This window comes from Delftia sp. DLF01, from assembly GCF_014852125.1.
Lineage (GTDB): Bacteria > Pseudomonadota > Gammaproteobacteria > Burkholderiales > Burkholderiaceae_C > Comamonas > Comamonas acidovorans.
This window is the reverse complement of the sequence record NZ_JACVAZ010000004.1, coordinates 116695-135513: the sequence shown is the minus strand read 5'-3', so window position 1 is coordinate 135513 and position 18819 is coordinate 116695. Positions and strand designations below refer to the sequence as shown.

General features: G+C 68.1%; 14 protein-coding genes. 8 read left to right on the top strand and 6 right to left on the bottom strand.

Annotation, left to right across the window (positions count from 1 at the left end):
• Positions 1-49 precede the first annotated feature (49 nt).
• From IB269_RS21630 to IB269_RS21615, 4 genes are all read left to right on the top strand, one after another.
• Positions 50-565: a sigma-70 family RNA polymerase sigma factor gene (locus tag IB269_RS21630; RefSeq protein ID WP_012207690.1), complete on the top strand. Its 516-nt coding sequence runs from the start codon at positions 50-52 to the stop codon at positions 563-565.
• A complete protein-coding gene (locus IB269_RS21625) occupies positions 562-1623 on the top strand; it encodes a FecR domain-containing protein (RefSeq protein WP_192368264.1) in 1062 nt (353 codons plus the stop codon). The genes IB269_RS21630 and IB269_RS21625 overlap by 4 nt, the downstream gene beginning before the upstream one ends.
• Before the next feature lie 116 nt (positions 1624-1739).
• On the top strand, positions 1740-4211 hold the full coding sequence (locus tag IB269_RS21620; protein ID WP_192368263.1) for a TonB-dependent siderophore receptor: 2472 nt from the start codon (positions 1740-1742) through the stop codon (positions 4209-4211).
• 169 nt (positions 4212-4380) lie between these two features.
• On the top strand, positions 4381-6498 hold the full coding sequence (locus IB269_RS21615) for a TonB-dependent siderophore receptor (protein ID WP_192368262.1): 2118 nt from the start codon (positions 4381-4383) through the stop codon (positions 6496-6498).
• A 90-nt stretch (positions 6499-6588) separates the two neighbouring features.
• Here IB269_RS21615 and IB269_RS21610 read toward each other — a convergent pair whose 3' ends face one another.
• The 3 genes from IB269_RS21610 to glmS form a co-directional block, all read right to left on the bottom strand.
• Complete coding sequence (locus tag IB269_RS21610) at positions 6589-7635, bottom strand: hypothetical protein (RefSeq protein ID WP_071956951.1); 1047 nt, start codon at positions 7633-7635, stop codon at positions 6589-6591.
• Positions 7636-7980: 345 nt separating this feature from the next.
• Positions 7981-8139: a hypothetical protein gene (locus IB269_RS21605; RefSeq protein ID WP_016448437.1), complete on the bottom strand. Its 159-nt coding sequence runs from the start codon at positions 8137-8139 to the stop codon at positions 7981-7983.
• 255 nt (positions 8140-8394) lie between these two features.
• Entirely contained in the window at positions 8395-10314 is a 1920-nt protein-coding gene (glmS, locus tag IB269_RS21600; RefSeq protein WP_065347280.1) for a glutamine--fructose-6-phosphate transaminase (isomerizing), read from the bottom strand.
• Between the two features lie 137 nt (positions 10315-10451).
• Between glmS and IB269_RS21595 the strand changes: the two genes are divergently transcribed.
• Together IB269_RS21595 and IB269_RS21590 are read left to right on the top strand one after the other, a co-directional pair.
• Complete coding sequence (locus tag IB269_RS21595) at positions 10452-10967, top strand: Lrp/AsnC family transcriptional regulator (protein ID WP_012207697.1); 516 nt, start codon at positions 10452-10454, stop codon at positions 10965-10967.
• Positions 10968-11184: 217 nt separating this feature from the next.
• Positions 11185-12345, top strand: a complete 1161-nt coding sequence (locus IB269_RS21590) for a sensor domain-containing diguanylate cyclase (protein WP_096914160.1) — start codon at positions 11185-11187, stop codon at positions 12343-12345.
• A gap of 25 nt (positions 12346-12370) precedes the next feature.
• On the opposite strand, the gene IB269_RS21585 is transcribed toward IB269_RS21590, so the two are convergent.
• Positions 12371-13231, bottom strand: a complete 861-nt coding sequence (locus tag IB269_RS21585) for a sensor histidine kinase (protein ID WP_097205651.1) — start codon at positions 13229-13231, stop codon at positions 12371-12373.
• Between the two features lie 94 nt (positions 13232-13325).
• Positions 13326-14756: a bifunctional UDP-N-acetylglucosamine diphosphorylase/glucosamine-1-phosphate N-acetyltransferase GlmU gene (glmU, locus tag IB269_RS21580; protein ID WP_034397314.1), complete on the bottom strand. Its 1431-nt coding sequence runs from the start codon at positions 14754-14756 to the stop codon at positions 13326-13328.
• 104 nt (positions 14757-14860) lie between these two features.
• Between glmU and IB269_RS21575 the strand changes: the two genes are divergently transcribed.
• A complete protein-coding gene (locus IB269_RS21575) occupies positions 14861-15835 on the top strand; it encodes a LysR substrate-binding domain-containing protein (protein ID WP_012207701.1) in 975 nt (324 codons plus the stop codon).
• A 153-nt stretch (positions 15836-15988) separates the two neighbouring features.
• Here the strand turns inward: IB269_RS21575 and tyrS are convergent, their stop codons facing one another.
• Positions 15989-17221 (bottom strand): tyrosine--tRNA ligase, encoded by a 1233-nt coding sequence (gene tyrS / locus IB269_RS21570; RefSeq protein ID WP_012207702.1) that lies wholly within the window; start codon positions 17219-17221, stop codon positions 15989-15991.
• Between the two features lie 167 nt (positions 17222-17388).
• Between tyrS and IB269_RS21565 the strand changes: the two genes are divergently transcribed.
• Entirely contained in the window at positions 17389-18783 is a 1395-nt protein-coding gene (locus IB269_RS21565) for a peptidoglycan DD-metalloendopeptidase family protein (protein ID WP_192368261.1), read from the top strand.
• The last annotated feature ends 36 nt before the right edge of the window (positions 18784-18819 follow it).

Genomic DNA, 18819 nt, shown 5'->3' with positions numbered 1-18819 from the left:
TTAAGTCATTGATATCAGGGGATTCATCTTTGCGGTTGTGGGGGTCAGCATGTCATCCGGCGAATTCGCGCTGCACAACGAGGTCCAGTCGCTCTATCGTGACCATCACCGATGGCTGCGCGATTGGCTGCGCAGAAAACTGGGCTGTTCCCACCATGCCGCCGACCTGGCCCACGACACCTTCGTGCGCCTGCTCGGCCGCAAGGAGCGGGCGGACCCGGTGGACCCCCGCGCCTACCTGACCACCATCGCCCACGGCCTGGTGGTGGACTTTCACCGGCGCCGGGCGCTGGAGCGGGCCTACCTGGAGTCGCTGGCCGCCCTGCCCGAGCCGCAGGCGCCTTCGCCCGAGGCGCGGGCCATCGTGCTGGAGGCCCTGGTGGCCATCGACGCCATGCTCGACGGCATGAAGCCCGCCGTGCGCCAGGCCTTCATCCTCTCCCAGCTCGAAGGCCTGACCTATGCGCAGATCGCCGCCCGGCTGCAGGTGACCGTGCGCACCGTCAACAACTACATGCTCAAGGCGCTGGAGCACTGCTACCTCATCGTGGCAGACGGCGCATGACGGCCTTGCCCTCGAACAGCGACAGCGCCCTGGACGCGGCTGCACACCCGCCCACCCACACCACCATCCCAGCCCAGGCACAGGCCCGCATCCGCCAGGAAGCCATTGCCTGGTACGCCCGACTGTGCTCCGGCGATGCCACCGACGCCGACCGTGCCGCCTGGAAGCGCTGGCATGAGTCCCACCCCGAGCACCAGCGCGCATGGCAGCATTTCGACGCCCTGCAGTCCATGCTGCAGCGCGTGCCGGGCCACCTGGCCGCCTCCACGCTGCAGGCCAGCCGGCGCAGCCGCCGCCGGGTGCTGCGCGGCATCGGCGCACTGGTGGGCAGCGGGGCCGTGGCGGGCCTGTCATGGCAGTTGGCCGGCGAGCAGGGCGGCGTGCGCTCCTGGCTGGCCGACTACCGCACCGGCACGGGCGAGCGCCGCACCGTCACGCTGGCCGACGGGTCCGAGCTGACGCTGAACACCCGGACCTCGGTGGATGTGTCCATGGACCCCACGCGCCGGCTGCTGGTGCTGCGCGAGGGCGAGATCCTGGTGCAGACCGCCCATTCCCTGGCCGGGCCCGGCGCGGGCGCCAAGGATGGCCGCCCGTTCATGGTGCACACGCCGCAGGGCCGCATCCTGGCGCTGGGCACGCGCTTCACCGTGCGCAGCGAGGGTGGCGAGGGCGGTGACACCGTGGTGAGCGTGCTGCAGGACGCCGTGGAAATCCAGCCCCTGCAGGACCCCAGCCGCAGTCTGCGGCTGCAGGCCGGCCAGCAGGCCAGCTTCAGCCGCAACGGCATGCTGCCCGCCCAGGCCGCCGACCCGGCTCTGGTCAGCTGGGTGGGCGGCAGCCTCATCGTGGACGGCTGGCGGCTGGACGACGTGGTGCGCGAACTCGCACGCTACCGGCCCGGCCGCCTGGCCTGCGACCCGGCCGTGGCCGGCCTGCGCGTGTCCGGCGTGTTTCCCCTGGCCGACACGGACAAGGCGCTGGCCGTCATCACGCGCGCCTTCCCGGTGCGCGCGGCCAGCCTGTCGCGCTACTGGCTGACCCTGGTACCGGCCTAGGGGCTTGCCCATGCCGCACAAAAAAACCTTGCGGCCAGTTTTCATCTTTTGCGATCTCGTTCGGCTCCCTTCATGAAAGCCCTTGTCTCACCGCTGTTCATGGCCAGGAAACCCGAATGCAAACGCCCTTCACACCGACACCCGCCCGCGCGGCGCTGACCTGCCTGCTGGCTGCGGCGGTGGCATGTGCGGCCCCCGGCCATGCGGCCGAGCCCCTGGCGCAGACCCGCCAGGCCGCCAGGGCCTATGAGATCGGGGCCGGCCCGCTGGCCTCGGTGCTGGGGCAGTTTGCGGCGGCCGCAGGCGTGGCCCTGTCCTATGACCCGGCCAGCACGCGCCAGCGGCAGTCGGGCGGCCTGCGCGGCAGCTATACCGTGGGCGCGGGCTTTGCGGCCATCCTGGCGGGCTCCGGGCTGGAGGCGGTGGAAGGCGGCGCGGGTGAATTCATCGTGCGCAAGGCGGCCATGCCCGCCACGGCCGGCGCTGCAGCGGCCGACGCCACCGAGCTGCCCGCCGTGCGCGTCGTGGCCCGGGCGGCCCCTGCCCCGGTCGATGCCGACGAGCGCTACCAGCCCACGCCCGATGCCTCCAGCCTGCGCACCACGGCGCCCGTGCTGGAGATCCCGCAGGTGGTTAACGTGGTGCCGGCCCAGGTGATCCGCGACCAGCGCCCGCGCAACCTGGACGAGGCGCTGGCCAATGTCAGCGGCGTCACCCAGGGCAACACCCTGGCCAGCACGCAGGACACCATCATGAAGCGCGGCTTCGGCACCAACCGCGACGGCTCCGTCATGCACAACGGCATGCCCCTGGTACAGGGGCGCGGCATGAACGCCGCCGCCGAGAGCGTGGAAGTGATCAAGGGCCCGTCCTCGCTGCTGTACGGCCTCATGGACCCGGGCGGCGTGATCAACGTGGTCAGCAAGAAGCCGCAGCTGCGCCAGCGCACGGCGCTGTCGCTGCAGGGTTCGGGCTACGCGGGCGGGCGCAACGGCACGGGCGCCACGCTGGACACCACCGGCCCCATCGGTGAGAACGGTCTGGCCTACCGCCTGGTCGTCGACCATGTGGACGAGGACTACTGGCGCAACTTCGGCCAGCACCGCGAGACGCTGGTGGCGCCGTCGCTGGCCTGGTATGGCGACGACACGCAGGCCGTGCTCTGGTACGAGTACCGCAAGTACCTGACGCCCTTCGATCGCGGCACGGCGCTGGACCCGGTCACCCGGCGCCCGCTGGACCTTCCGGCCACGCGCCGGCTGGACGAGCCCTTCAACCAGATGACGGGCGAGACCCACCTGGCCCAGCTCTCCGTGGACCACCGCCTGGGCAGCGGCTGGGCCGCCCACCTGAACCTGAGCTACAACCGCGAGATCTACGACGCCAACCAGCTGCGCGTGAACGGCGTGAACACCGCGCGCGGCACCCTGCAGCGCAGCAACGACGCCACGCACGGCGCACTCAGCACCGACAGCTATGGCTCGGCCTATGTGGACGGCAGCGTGCAGCTGGCCGGCCTGCGCCATGACCTGCAGTTCGGCGCCGATGCCGAGTACCGGCTGATCTACCGCTCCGACCTGCTGCGCCAGGCCGTCACCTCCACCTTCAGCTACACCAATCCCGTCTATGGGCTGGAGCAGCCCTCGGCCACCGTCTCGGCCAGCGACAGCGACCAGAGGGACCAGCTGCACAACCAGTCGCTGTTCCTGCAGGACGCCATCCACCTGGGCGACCGCTGGGTGCTGACGACCGGCCTGCGCTACCAGACCTGGCGCCAGACCGCCGGCCGGGGCCGCCCGTTCAAGGCCAACACCCAGGCCGACGGCACGGCCTGGCTGCCGCGCGCCGGCCTGGTCTACCAACTGGCCAGCGGCCTGTCGCTCTACGGCAATTACTCGCAGTCGCTCAGGCCCACCTCCACCATCGCGCCGCTGGCCAGCGGCACCGTGATCGACTCGGGCGTGGCGCCCGAGGAAGCCCGGTCCTGGGAAGCCGGCGCCAAGCTGGACCTGCCAGGGCAGCTCACCGGCTCGCTGGCGCTGTTCGACATCCGCAAGAAGAACGTGCTGGTGTCCCAGTTCAACGACGCCACCAAGCTGACCGACTGGCGCACCTCGGGCGCGGCGCGATCGCGCGGGCTGGAGGTGGATGTGGCCGGCGAACTGGGCCGCCACTGGAGCGCCATCGCGGCCTTTGCCTATGTGGATGCCAAGACCACGCAGGACCCGCTCTACCAGGGCAACCAGCTGTGGAACGTGGCGCGGCAGACGGCCTCGCTGTCGGCCGTGTACGACTTTGGCCAGGTGCTGGGCGATGTGCTGGGCGAGGGTCGGCTGCGCGTGGGCGGCGGCCTGCAGTACGTGGGCAGGCGGCCCGGCGACTCGGCCAACTCCTTCTGGCTGCCGGGCTACACCGTGGCCCATGCCTTTGCCACGTATGACACGCGGATCAACGGCTACAGGACGCGCTTTCAGCTCAACGTGAAGAACCTGTTCGACCGCACCTACTACCCGTCGAGCGCCAACACCTACTTCATCTCGATGGGCGACGCGCGCCAGGTGCTGCTGCGCGCCACGGTCGAGTTCTGAGCGCGCGCCAGCCCCGCCCCCGGCCTTTCCTTTTTTGTGTCTGTCCCGGCCCGCAGCCGCATGCGATGCCGCGCATCACGCATCACCTCCATGAACTTATCTCCGCCGCTTATCGCCTCGCCGAACGCCCCGCCAAACGCTTTTTTCCTCTATTGACTGGCCATTGCGCATGCCTTCCTCCTTCCACACCCTCCCCCCCATTGCCGGCATGTCCCGTTCCGGCCTGTGCCTTGCCCTGGCCACCATCCCCGCGATGGCTTTCTCCCAGGCCGCCGACGCACCGTCCACGCAACTGGAAACCGTGCAGATCCAGGCCGAGAAGCAGCAGAACAACGAAGACAACTTCGTCGCCCGCAAAACCACGGGCGTGCTGCGCTCCGATGCGCCGCTGTTCGAGACCGCGCAGTCCATCAGTGTGGTGACCCAGCGCCAGATCGAGGAAAAACAGGTCAGGTCCGTGGCCGAGGCGCTGGAGAGCGTGGCCGGCGTGGCGTCCGGCTCGTACGGCCGGCGCGGCTGGGATGACTTCATCATCCGCGGCCAGATCTCCAGCGCGCAAACCTATGTGGACGGCCTGCGGGCGCAGACCTCCACAAACGTGCTGCGCTCCGAGGACATCTTCGGCATCGGCTCCATCGAAGTGGTCAAGGGCCCCACCTCGGTGGGCTTCGGCCTGGCCCTGCCGGGCGGCCTGGTCAACCTGACCACCAAGCGCCCGCAGGCCGAGTCGTTCTCGCGCGCCGGCATCAGCGTGGGCAGCTATGGATTGAAGGAGGCCAACTTCGACCTGAACTACTCGCCCGACGCAAGCCGCAAGGGCGCCTTTCGCATCGTGGGCCGCGCGTCCGACCAGAACGATCCCACGGACTATGTCTACTTCAAGAACCAGTACCTGGCGGGCTCGTACAACTTCGACCTGGATGGCAGGAACGAGCTGTCCGTCATCGCCAGCTACCAGCACCGCAATTACATCCGCAACCAGGGCATTCCGCAGAACTACGAGAAGTACGGGCGCAATGTCTTCATCGGCGAACCCGACCGCAGCTACGAGGTGGACTCCTACCGCCTGGGCGCCAACTACGCGCACTACTTCGACAACGAATGGGTGTTCCGCCAGAACTTCGCGCTCACCAAGGGCAGCAGCCTGAGCAACTCGGTCTTTGCGGCGGCCAATGCCAGGTTCCCCCTGGTGGCGCGCCAGATCAACTACCAGGACAAGCAGGACGTCAACATCGCCCTGGACAACTACCTGGAGCGCAACTTCCGATTCGACCGCGTGAACTACGAGCTGACCGCCGGCATCGACATGATGCGAGAGCGCAGCGACTACTACCAGCGCGTGGACAACATCAACCCCTTCAACGCCGACAACCCGGTCTATGGCGTCACCTCCATCAAGGAGGGCAAGCCCTCCCACAACCTGACCTACAGCCAGTACGTGGGCCTGTACCTGCGCAACACCATCAAGATCGACGAGAAATGGATCGTCGGCCTGAACGGCCGCCATGACTGGACGCGCGTGGAAATCCAGGACAGGCTGGCCGGCGGCTCGGTCAGCAACAGCAACACCGCCTTCACGGGCAGCGCCTCGCTGATGTACCAGGCCAGCGAGTTCCTGGCACCCTACGTCAGCTACTCCACCTCCTTCATGCCCGTGACGGATGCCGGCATCAACGGCACGCTGCTCAATCCCGAGGAAGGCAAGCAGACCGAACTGGGCGTGAAATTCCAGGCCCTGGACCGGCGCGTGCAAGGCTATCTGGCGGTGTATGACCTGCGGCGCAAGAACGTCACCGAGAACGACGCCACGCTGGGCTACGCCGTCCAGACCGGCGAGCAGACCACCAAGGGCTTCGAAGCGGAAGTCGTCGCCTCGCTGACGCGGCAATGGAATGTCTCGGCCGCCTACAGCTACATTCCCTCGGCCCGGACCTCCCAAAGCCTGACGGCCAGCGAAATCGGCAAGCGCATCAACCATGTGCCCAAGAACGCGGGCTCCGTCTTCACGCAGTACTACTTCAACCCCGACCGCCTGGGCTGGAACATGGGAGCAGGCCTGCGCATGCAGGGCGCCCGCACGGCGCAGCGCGGCACGGCCTTCGTCAACCTGGCCAAGTACACCCTGCTCGACCTGAACCTGGGCTATGAAGCGAAGTCATGGGGCCTGAGCCTGGCCATCAAGAACCTGCTGGACAAGGACTACGTCCAGGGCACCACGCCGAACGCGCAGCTGCTGAGCTTCGGCAGCCCGCGCACGCTGATGGTGAGTGCCAGGTTCAAGTACTGAGGCTGACTGGCTCCTTCAAGCATGCGAGCCTTTCAGCAAAGGTGCGCAACCCGGCGCCGCCGGTAGGCGGGCGCCGGCTGCGCCCCGGCTTCATGGCCCCTTGCGCAGCGAGATCGGCGTGCCCCAGACCGGGTCGGCCGCGCCCTGGCGGCCCAGCGTGGTGACCTGCATGGGCACCAGGCGTGCCATCAGCTTTTCCTGCTCGGCGTTGAGATTGGCGCGCGTGGCCAGATAGTTGCGCGTGAACTCCATGGGCGGCGGCAGTGTGTGGACGGTGAAGTCTTCCAGCGGGCATTCCACCTTCTCGGCCGCCACCTTGCGGCAGCCTGCCTGGCGGAACTGGTAGCTGGGCGTCTTCAGGTGCGAACGCTGGCTCAGCACCAGTTGGCCGCCCTCCAGCGTGAAGCTGGCCAGCGCCTGCCTGGGCGGCACGCGCACCTGGACCTTGAGTGCGGGAATGTCGCGCGAATCCGTGTCCTGGTAGTAGCCCGCCGCCATGCCCGGCGTGCTGTCGGTGACCATGCGCTCGCCCCAGGCCACGCAATTGCCCGAGGCGCGGTGCACCGTGGTGCAGTACTTCTCGATCCGGCTCTGCGAGTGCGTCGTGCCCTCTTTCCAGTTCATCTCGGTATAGAACTGGCGATAGGTTTCCGGCGACAACGTGGCCGTTCCAAGGGTGCCACGGCCTGAGCCGGCGGCCCCGGCCTTGGCGCCCAGCTGGTCAAGCTGGGCATTGAGCCGGTAGTCGTCACCCCCCGTCATCAGGTACTTGCCCGGCGGCAGCACATGGACCTCGAAGGCCTTGAACAGATAGGTGGTCTTGGGGTCGCGCTGCAGCGCGTTGTTCTGGAACTTGCGGCCAAACACGATCTCCGGCTTGTCCTCATGGGTCCAGACCACGTTGGGAGTCCACTTCGACATGCCATCGGCGTCGGCCAGCGACTTGTGCGGCGTCAGATCAGCCACCAGCACCACGGCCATGTTGGCCTTCAAGGCTTCGCTGATCACCCACAGCGCCTTTGCCTGCTCCGCTTCCTCCTTCTCAAGCTGCCCGCTGGAAGGCGGCGCGGCACACCCTGACAATCCCAGGGCGAGCACCAGGGTCGGCAAAACGAAACAGGGGCGCTGCAGTGTCATCGTTGAAATCCTTGGGGGTTGATGCTGGAAAGGCGTCATTTTGCGGGGAGATCTCCGGCGGCCCCTGCCAGGGGCAGGCCCTCGACACGGAAAAGCCGCCCGAAGGCGGCCGGTTCCAGGGAGCGCTGCACCAGCGCTGGCTGCGATCAATCAGCGTTGCTGTGGCTGGCGCAAAGGCTGCCCTTGTTGGCGGACGTTCGCCTTGCACTGCATCTGGCTGTAGTTCCTGTCCGTGATGGGTTGCCCCATCTGCATGGGAACATGGACCGGATGCCGCGGGCCTCTCGTGGGAAGAAGCTGTTTCATGGTTCCATCCTCACGTCAAACGGAACGCCGCCCAGCCCGTCAGCGGGGCTGATTGGGCTGCTGCTGGCCTGGCTGGTTCTGGCCAGGTTGCTTGTGCTGGGGGTTGTCCTGCTGCTGCTGTCCCGGGTTTTGCTGGTTCGGGTTCTGCTGCTGCGGGTTGTTTTGCTGCTGCTGTTGCTGGTCGTTTTGCTGAGCCATGGGTATCTCCTTCACATGGTGGTCAAAGAGGCGCGTCAAACGAAGCGCCCGACTGCAGCGCAGATATGCACTGCGCTGGTAACCAGTGTGGGACCAGGCATGCGGCTCAGCCGTAGGACCGGCCACAGCGTGCGCAGCCCCATGTTGCGATACCGCAGGTAGGCCAGCCGCCGGGTGTCCGACGGACATTTCGCACAGGGGCACGGAGACCAGGGCAGGTCACGACCTGCGCCCTGGTGCCCTCAACCCTCTGCCTCACTCCACCGTCACGCTCTTGGCCAGATTGCGCGGCTTGTCCACGTCGGTGCCGCGTGCGCAGGCCGTGTGGTAGGCCAGCAGCTGCAGCGGGACCACGTGCAGGATGGGGCTCAGGGCGCCGTAGTTCTCGGGCATGCGGATGACGTGCATGCCTTCGCTGCTCTCGATGTTGGTCTTGGCATCGGCCAGCACATAGAGCACGCCGCCGCGCGCGCGCACTTCCTGCATGTTGCTCTTGAGCTTTTCCAGCAGCTCGTCGTTGGGCGCGACCGTGACCACGGGCATGGCGCTGTCCACCAGGGCCAGCGGGCCGTGCTTGAGCTCGCCCGCCGGATAGGCCTCGGCGTGGATGTAGCTGATTTCCTTGAGCTTGAGCGCGCCTTCCAGCGCAATCGGGTAGTGGATGCCACGGCCCAGGAAGAGCGCGTTCTCGCGCTTGGCGAAGTCCTCGGACCAGCTGATGACCTGGGGCTCCAGCGCCAGCACCGATTGCAGGGCCACGGGCAGGTGGCGCATGGCGGCCAGGTACTGCTGCTCCTTTTCCTCGCTCAGGCGCCCTTGCGACTGCGCCAGGGCCAGGGTCAGCAGGAACAGGCCCGCCAGCTGGGTGGTGAAGGCCTTGGTGGAGGCCACGCCGATCTCCACGCCGGCGCGCGTGATGTAGGCCAGCTCGCATTCGCGCACCATGGCGCTGGTGGCCACGTTGCAGACGGTCAGCGTGTGCTTCATGCCCAGGCTCTGCGCGTGGCGCAGCGCGGCCAGGGTGTCGGCGGTCTCGCCCGACTGGCTGATGGTGACGACCAGGGTCTTGGGATGGGGAACGCTGGTGCGGTAGCGGTACTCGCTGGCCACTTCCACGCTGCAGGGCAGGCCGGCCAGCGCTTCGATCCAGTACTTGGCCGTGCAGCCGCTGTAGTAGCTGGTGCCGCAGGCCAGGATGAGCACGCGGTCGATTTCCTTGAACACGCGCCAGGCCGAGGCGCCGGACTTGCCGTCCGAGCCCGCGCCGTCGAACAGCTCGGGCACGATGGCCTGCACGCCTTCCAGCGTGTCGGCAATGGCGCGCGGCTGCTCGAAGATTTCCTTTTGCATGTAGTGGCGGTAGGGACCCAGCTCGGCCGCGCCGCTGTGGGCGTGCACGGTGCGCACGGGGCGCTGCTCGGGCGCCAGGCGCTCGCCGCCCTTGCCCACCAGCCAGTAGCGGCCGGGCTGCAGGTCCACGATGTCGCCCTCTTCCAGGTAGACGATCTGGTCGGTCACGCCGGCCAGGGCCATGGCGTCGCTGGCCAGGAAGTGTTCGGCGCCGTCCTGGCCCACGCCCAGGATCAGCGGCGAGCCGGCGCGCGAGCCGACCACGCGCTGCGGCTCGTCCTTGTGCATGACGGCGATGGCGAAGGCACCATGCAGCCGCTGCGTGGCGGCCTGCACGGCCTCGAACAGGTCGCCGCCGTAGAGGCTGTCCACCAAGTGGGCGATGACCTCGGTATCGGTCTGGCTGGCGAAGACATAGCCCTTGGACTGCAGCTCGGCGCGCAGGGCTTCGTAGTTTTCGATGATGCCGTTGTGCACCAGGGCCACGCGGGCCGGCTGGTCGGTGTCGGCCACGGGCGAGACGCCAGGGCCGTGGCTGAAATGCGGATGGGCGTTGCGCACGGCCGGCTCGCCATGCGTGGCCCAGCGGGTATGGGCAATGCCGGTGTGGCCGATGACCTTGTCCTGCTGCACCTGGGCCATGAGTTCGGCCACGCGCGCCGTGGAACGGGCGCGCTGCAGGCCCTGGCTGTGCACGCCCTGGGCGTCCAGCGCCTGCACGGCCACGCCGCAGGAGTCATAGCCGCGATATTCCAGGCGCTGCAGGCCCTGGACGAGAACGGGGACGATATCGCGGAAGGAAACCGCTGCGACGATGCCACACATGGACAAGCTCCTTGTTTCGAGATGACGACGGATGCTACGCAGGTTGAAAAGAAATTTCTCGCCAAATTTCTTTGTCTATTGAACTAATATTTCATCAAAACCAGCACAAGAAATATTATTTCAATTCACAGAATTCAATGACACAAAATTCCATAGAACTGGACGCCACCGATCTGCGGTTGCTGCAATTGCTGCAGGTCGATGCCAGCCGCAGCAACCAGGCCCTGGCCGCGCTGCTGCAGCTGTCGCCGCCCACCTGCCTGCGCCGCGTGCGGCGGTTGCAGGAGACCGGGCTGATCGAGCGGCAGGTGGCCATCCTCCAGCCGGAACGCCTGGCCGCCGCCCTGGGCCACGGGCTGCAGGCCATTGTGGAAGTCTCGCTGGACCGCCAGGACAGTGATTCGCTGGACAGCTTCGAGCGCCGCGCCGTGGCGCTGGACGCCGTGCAGCAGTGCTGGCGCGTGTCGGCCGGGCCTGATTTCATCCTTGTGGTGGCCGCGCCCGACATGCCGGCCTATCTGGAGTTGAGCCGCGCGCTATTCACGGGCGACGCCAACGTGCGCAATGTCAAGAGTTTTTTCAGCGTCAAGCGCGCCAAGTTTTCCACCGCCATGCCGCTGCCGTCCACAAATCCCGGAACAGCCGCCGAATGAGGCCAGGAGCCTTGATTTTGTGAGTATTTGTGCTCATCAGGAAGCTACGCTGCATCGGGCCCGCGTAGGACAAGAGGCCTGCAATGTGTCCCGAACGCCAACTTTGGGCAACGTTAAACTTTAAGGCGTTGCGCACGCACGGGGACAATGATACAAATTGATGCAACAACACTTTCTGACGCGCTAGGCAATCGGCGCGCACTCGGCTCGCACCGCCATGTCCTTGCGCCAGCGCATCCATCGCCGAACCTACCCCTTGCGCGTCTCCAGCATGGCATTGGGCGGCCTCGTCGTGGGCACGGCCATGACCGAGATGGGCGCCAGCCCGGCGGTCTGGGGCTTTGTGCTGGTCAGCGCCCTGGTCTGGCCGCACATCGCCTTTTTGCACGCCCGCCACAGCCGTGACAGCCACCGCGCCGAACACGCCAATCTGCAGATAGACGCGCTGATCATCGGCAGCTGGATTCCCGTGATGCATTTCTGCGCATTGCCCAGCATTGCGCTGCTGGCCATCAGCATTGCCGACCGCAACCACACGGCCACGCGCGACGGCTGGCTGCAATCGCTGGTGGCCACCTTGCTGGCCGCCGCGCTGGTGGCCCTGCTGCTGCGACCCGTGCCCGACTGGGAGGCCAGCCTGGCCGTGCAGCTGAGCATGCTGCCCCTGCTCCTGCTGCACAGCGTGTTCTCCAGCTGGTCCACGCGCCAGCTGGTGCGCAAGCTGGCGCGCCAGAACGTGAAGCTGCAGGTGCTCAGCCGCATCGACCCGCTGACCACGCTGTACAGCCGGGACTACTGGTGGCAAAAGGCCCGCGCCGCGCTGCGCGACTACCGGCAGACGCAGGCCTCGGCCTGCCTGCTGATCGTGGACATAGACCACTTCAAGCGCATCAACGACAGCTTTGGCCACACCGTGGGCGACGAGGTGCTGCAGGCCATAGGCCTGACCATCCGGCACTGCCTGCGCTCGCACGACGCAGCGGGCCGTTATGGCGGCGACGAGTTCGCCGTGCTGTGCATGCACACCCAGCTGGACGACGCCTATGCGGTGGCGCTGCGCATACGCAACCAGTTGAGCCAGCTGCGCGTGCGCGAGCATCCCCAGCTGCGCGTGAGCGCCAGCATTGGCGTGGCGGCGGCGGACCCGAGCTTTCTGTCGGTCAAGGACTGGATCAATGCGGCCGACAGCGCGCTCTACAGCGCCAAGGATGCCGGGCGCGACCAGGTGATTCCCGCCGCGCCGCTGATGGCCGGCAGCGCGCCTGCCCGAGCGGGAACAGGCTCGGACACAGACCCCGATACTGGCTCCGACACGGGCCCGGACACCAGGGACTCCCGCCCCACGCACCAGCCCGAGCCGGACGACACGCTGATCTGAGGGCAGGCGCGAGCGGCAGGCGGTCTCAGAGCCCGCGATCGGCGCGCCGCACTTCGCCGCCGGGCCAGTTCAGGCAAACGCAGCAGCCGCCCGCAGGCGTGGCGCGGATGGTGGCCTCGCCGCCGTGGCGACGCATCACGCCGCGCACCAGGGCCAGGCCCGTGCCCAGGCCGGGGAACTCGGATTCGCGGTGCATGCGCTGGAAGATGCCGAACAGCGCTCCCGCACGCGAGGGGTCGAACCCCACGCCGTTGTCCGTCACGCTGAGCGTGATGCCGCCGTCGGCATGGCGCTCCACCTCGATGGCAATGCGCGGCTGGTCCACGGGCCGGGTGAACTTGACGGCGTTGTCCAGCAGCGCCTCCAGCACCTGGCGCAGCAGGGCCGCGTCGGCACGCACGGCGGGACTTTGCTGCGGCAAGCTCCATTGCAGCCGCGCAGCCGCGCCGCAGGCCGCCCAGCGCGGCTGCGCCAGCACGGCCGTGCGCGCCTGTTCCAGCAGCTCCTGCAAGGCGACGGGCTGCCACTGCATGGGCGTGCGCGCGGCGCGCGACAGGGCCAGCAGGCCGTCGAGCATGCCGCCCATGCGGCGCGCCGACTGGTCCATGGTCTGCAGGAAGCCGCGCGCCTCCTGCAGCTCCTGCGGCGAAGGCGCGGCCTGCGACAGCAACTCATCGACCAGGGGGCCGAAGGACAGCACATGGCGCAGCGGCGCGCGCAGGTCGTGCGACACCGCATGCAGCCATTCCTGCTGCGCGGCGCGCAGGGCCTGCAGCTCCTGCTCGCGCTGGGCCAGGCGCTCCAGCGCATCCTGCAGCGTGCGGGGTGGGCCCTGCAGGTCGGCGGCGGGGTCGGGGGGCGGATGGGGTGCGAAAGGTTCCGTCATGGCATGGACAGGGTCAGGAGATTCGGCAAATCGGCGTACCCCGTACGGGACCCGCCGGCGATGCGGGCCCTCGAGCCCACGTGTCTCGGAAGTCTCAGGACTTGGGCAGTTTGACTGGGCGCTTCCAGCTGGTGATGCTCACCTGCCTGCCCCGCGATACCGTGAGCACGCCGGGCTCGGTGCTCTTGGTGACCGTGGAGCCGCCGCCCACCGTGCCACCCGCGCCAATGGTGACGGGCGCCACCAGCACGCAATTGCTGCCGATGTGCACGTCGGCCTCGATCACCGTGCGGTGCTTGTTCACGCCGTCGTAGTTGGCCGTGATGGAGCCGGCACCGTAGTTGACGCGCTCGCCCACCGTGGCATCGCCCAGGTAGGCCAGGTGGTTGGCCTTGGCGCCATCGGCCAGCACGGAGTTCTTGACCTCGACGAAGTTGCCGATGTGCACTTCGCGGCCCAGTTGCGCTCCGGGGCGCAGGCGCGCAAACGGGCCGACCAGGGCGCCCTCGCCCACGCTGACGCCGGCCTTCTCGCCATCGACATGCGTGTACGGATGGAGGACGGCGCCCGCCGCAATCGTGGCGTTGGCAATGCTGCAATAGGCGCCGATGCGCGCACCTTCGCCAATCTCCACATGGCCGCTGAAGATGCAGCCCACGTCGATCTCCACATCCTGCCCGCAGGCCAGGCGTGCCGCGCGGCCCGTGCGCGGGTCGTCGCGCAGATCAAAGCGCGCGGGGTCGGCCAGGCGCACGCCCTGCTCCATCAGCGCACGGGCCTGGGCGCCCTGGTGGGCTCGCTCCAGCTCGGCCAGTTGCAGCGGGCTGTTGACGCCCGCCACCTGCACCGGGTCGGCAATGCAGTGCGCGACCACGGGCACGCCGTCGGCCACGGCCATGGCGACCACGTCGGTCAGGTAGTACTCGCCCTGGGCGTTGTCATTGGTCAGGCGGGCCAGCCAGCCGGCCAGGTGGCGGGCCGGCACGGCCATGATGCCGCTGTAGATTTCCTGGATGGCGCGCTGGGCGTCATTGGCATCCTTTTGCTCGACGATGCGCTGCACCGTGCCGTCTTCGCCGCGCACGATGCGGCCGTAGCCTGTGGGATCGGGCAGGCGCACGGTCAGCAGCGCCAGCCGCTGGCCATCGGCCGCATCGACCAGGGCGCGCAGCGTGTCGGCCTGCGTCAGCGGCACATCGCCCGAGAGCACGATGACCATGCCGTCGCCCGCCAGCGCGGGCACGGCCTGCTGCACCGCGTGGCCCGTGCCCAGCTGCGGCTCCTGGCGCACGAACTTCAGCGCCATGGAGCCGCCCTGGCAGGCCGCCGCCATGGCGGGCTCCACCTGGTCCGCGCCGTGGCCCGTGACCACCACGGCCGAGCGCGCGTCCAGCTGCGCCGCCGTGGACAGCACATGGCCCAGCAACGGGCGCCCCGCCAGGCGCTGCAGGACTTTGGGAAGGCGGCTTTTCATGCGCGTGCCCTTGCCCGCGGCCATGATGACGAGATCCAGAGGTGCTGTCATAGGTGATTCATCCAAAACGCCAGAACCTGTGCCGGCAACGCCGCCGATTATCTGCCCGCCAAGGGCTGCGGCCGGTCACACGATTGACGTATGCTGGCGGCGCCATGCCCCATGCCACCACTGCACCCGTTCCCCTGCTGCGCACACGCGCCATCGGAGCCGGCCATCTGCGTGCCTTCCTGGCCGTGGCCCGGCACCTGAATTTCCGCGCGGCCGCCGACGAGCTGTCGCTGACGCAGTCGGCCGTGAGCCGCCAAATCCAGTCGCTGGAGGATGAAGTCGGCGTGCCGCTGTTCCTGCGCCACACGCGCGCCGTGGAGCTGACGGGGGCCGGCGCCCAGCTGCTGCGCTCGGTGGCGCCCGCGCTGGAGCAGATCGACGCCTCGGTGCGCCAGATCCGCCAGACCGTGGGCCGCAAGAGCGTGGCCATCACCACCTGGGCCAGCTTTGCCGCCATGTGGCTGATCCCGCGCCTGGAGTCGTTCCAGCGCGCCTGGCCCGATATCGACATCCGCATCGACACCAGCGACACCGTGATGGACCTGGACACCACCGACGTGGACCTGGCCCTGCGCTACGGCCGCGCGGGCGACGGCTGGCCCCAGGCGCAGCGCCTGTTCGGCGAGCAATTGGCCGTGGTGGCCAGCCCGCGCCTGCTGGCCGGCGGCCCGCCGCTCAGGACGCCGGCCGACGCGGCGCGCTACACGCTGATCGAGACCGGCGACGCCCACCGCATGCCCCAGCTGGAATGGCTGGGCTGGCAGCGCTGGTTCGGCGTGCAGGGCTGCGACCAGCTGCAGCCGCCGCGCTGGCTGTACTTCAACTACGCCCACCAGATCGTGCAGGCCGCACTGGCCGGACAGGGCCTGGCGATTGCGCGGCTGCCGCTGGTGGCCGATGCGCTGGCGGCTGGCGATCTGGTCGAGGTGCTGCCCGCGCACCGGCTGGAATCGCCGCTGGCCTACTGGCTGATCGTGGGCCCGCGCAGCGCCGCGCGTCCCGAGGTGGCCGCCTTCTGCCGGTGGCTGCAGGAGCAGGCCGAGGTCACGCGCGAAACCGTCGAATCGCCCCCGGCTTGAAAAATGCCCCCCCACGCTCCCCTTGCTGCGCAAGGTCCGCTGCCCCCCGAGGGGGCCGTTTTCATCTTGGTGCGGCCCGGCGATGAAAAAAGGACGCGGGCATGCCGGCGTCCTTCATTCCTGTGCAGCCGGGCGCATGGCCCGGCGCGGGCATCAGCCCAGCGTCACGCGCGCAAACTTGCGCTTGCCCACCTGCACCACATAGGTGCCGGCTTCGAGCTTGAGGCCCCGGTCGCTGATGGCCGTGCCGTCCACGCGCACGCCGCCGCCGTCGATCAGGCGGTTGGCCTCGCTGGTCGAGGGCGCCAGGTTGGCCTGCTTGAGCAGGGCACCGATGCCCAGCGGCGCGCCCGACAGGCTGACCTCGTCGATCTGGTCGGGAATGCCGCCCTTGCTGCGGTTGTTGAAATCCTGCTCGGCCGCATCGGCCAGCGCCGCGCTGTGAAAACGCGCCGTGATCTCCTTGGCCAGCAGCACCTTGGCGTCCTTGGGATTGCGCCCGCCTTCCACCTCGGCCTTGAGCGCGGCGATCTCGGCCAGGCTCTTGAACGACAGCAGGGTGTACCAGTTCCACATCAGCGTGTCCGAGATGCTCAGCACCTTGGCGAACATGGTGTTGGCGTCCTCGGTGATGCCGATGTAGTTGTTCTTGGACTTGGACATCTTGTGCTCGCCGTCCAGGCCCACCAGCAGCGGCATGGTGAGCACGCACTGCGTGTCCTGCCCATATTCCTGCTGCAGATGGCGGCCCATGAGCAGGTTGAACTTCTGGTCCGTGCCGCCCATCTCCAGGTCGGCGCGCAGCGCCACCGAGTCATAGCCCTGCAGCAGCGGGTAGAGGAACTCGTGCAGGCTGATGGAGCTGCCGTCGGTGAAGCGCTGGTGGAAGTCGTTGCGCTCCATCATGCGGGCCACCGTGTACTTGGCCGACAGCTCGATCATGCCGCGCGCGCCCAGCTTGTCGCACCACTCGCTGTTGTAGCGCACCTCGGTGCGGGCGGGGTCCAGCACCTTGGCGGCCTGGGTGTAGTAGGTCTCGGCGTTGACCTTGATCTGCTCGGCCGTCAGCGGCGGGCGCGTGCTGTTGCGGCCCGAAGGATCGCCGATCAGGGTGGTGAAGTCGCCGATCAGGAAGATCACCTGGTGGCCCAGGTCCTGCAGCTGGCGCATCTTGTTGAGCACCACGGTGTGGCCCAGATGGATGTCGGGCGCCGTCGGGTCCAGGCCCAGCTTGATGCGCAGCGGCACGCCGGTGGCCTCGGAACGGGCCAGCTTTTGCACCCAGTCCGCCTGGGGCAGCAGCTCATCCACGCCGCGCAGGGTGGTTTCAAGCGCTTGGCTTACACCGTCGGTGACCGGGTATGTTGTAACAGCAGATTGATTCATAAGGGTTTTTCGCCAGGCCGCGTAGGACTGCGTCGGTATACTCCGGGGATTTTCCCGCTGCGGCGAATTCTAGACGCCCGCCTATCCGCACCGCAGAGCGCGGACTTGTTGCCCGTCTGGAGAGCGTATCCCGCCGCTGCGATGCTGTCCGTCCCCCGCAGGGCCGGATGCGCGCAACCCAAGGATCTGATGTTGTGAAATATGGCTTGAACCATGCCAGCGGTGCTCTTGTTGCGCGGCTGACCTCCGTGATCCAGCAACACCCCAAGCGTGTCACCGCAGCACTGGCAGCCATCTTGCTCACGGGCGGCGGCGGTGCCTTCGCCGTGGCCAACCTGGGACCCGATCCGGCCGACCTGCCGGTGCGCATGCTCTCCACGCCCGTGGAATCGCTGGCCGAAGGCCAGACCCTGGCCGAGCTGACCGACAGCGTGCAGGGCATGTCCCTGTACCGTTCCGAATACACGCGCGGCAGCGACACGGCCGAAACCCTGCTCCAGCGCCTGGGCGTGGCCGATCCGGCCGCCGCCGCCTTCATGCGCGGCAACGACCAGGTTCGCCAGCATGTGCTGGGCCGCGCCGGCCGCCTGGTGACGGCCGAGACCACGCCCGACCACCAGCTGTCGCAGCTGACCGTACGCTGGGCGCCCGACGAGGACGGCAGCTTCCGCCGCCTTGTGCTCGAGCGCAAGAACAATGAACTGAGCACCCGCATCGAGACGGGCAAGCTGACGGCCTCGCCCCGCCTGGCCGGCGGCATCATCCGCAGCTCGCTGTTCGCCGCCACCGACGCGGCCTCCATCCCCGATGCCGTGGCCATGCAGATGGCCGACATCTTCCAGGGCGACGTGGACTTCCGCCGCAGCCTGCGCAAGGGCGACCGCTTCTCCGTGGTCTACGAATCGCTGGAAGCCGATGGCGAGCCGCTGCGCGCAGGCCGCGTGCTCAGCGCCGAGTTCCACAACAACGGCAAGGTCGTGCAGGCGCTGTGGTTCCAGGACGAAGGCAAGGCCAAGGGCGACTACTACACCATGGACGGCAAGAGCCGCCGCCAGGCCTACCTGACCTCCCCCGTGGAGTTCTCGCGCATCAGCAGCGGCTTTGCCATGCGCATGCACCCCATCCACAAGACCTGGCGCGCCCACCTGGGCACGGACTTCGCCGCTGCCACGGGCACCAAGGTGCGTACCGTGGGCGACGGCACCGTCTCCTTCGCGGGTGTGCAGAACGGCTATGGCAACGTGATCTTCGTGGACCACGCCAACAACCACACCACGGTCTACGCCCACCTGAGCCACATCGGCGTCACGCGCGGCCAGCGCGTGGAGCAGGGCGACATCATCGGCAACGTGGGCTCCACGGGCTGGGCCACCGGCCCGCACCTGCACTTCGAGTTCCGCGTCAACGGCGAGCACCGCGATCCCATGACCATCGTCCAGGCCACCGATGCCGCCCGCCCCGTCTCCAAGGCCGGCCGCGCCGCCTTCGACAAGATGGCCGCGCAGATGCGCATCGAGCTGCAGGCATCGAACGAAGCACTGGCCCTGGCCAGCGAACGCTGAGCCACCGCGCTCCCATCCCGCAAAGGCTGCCCTGGC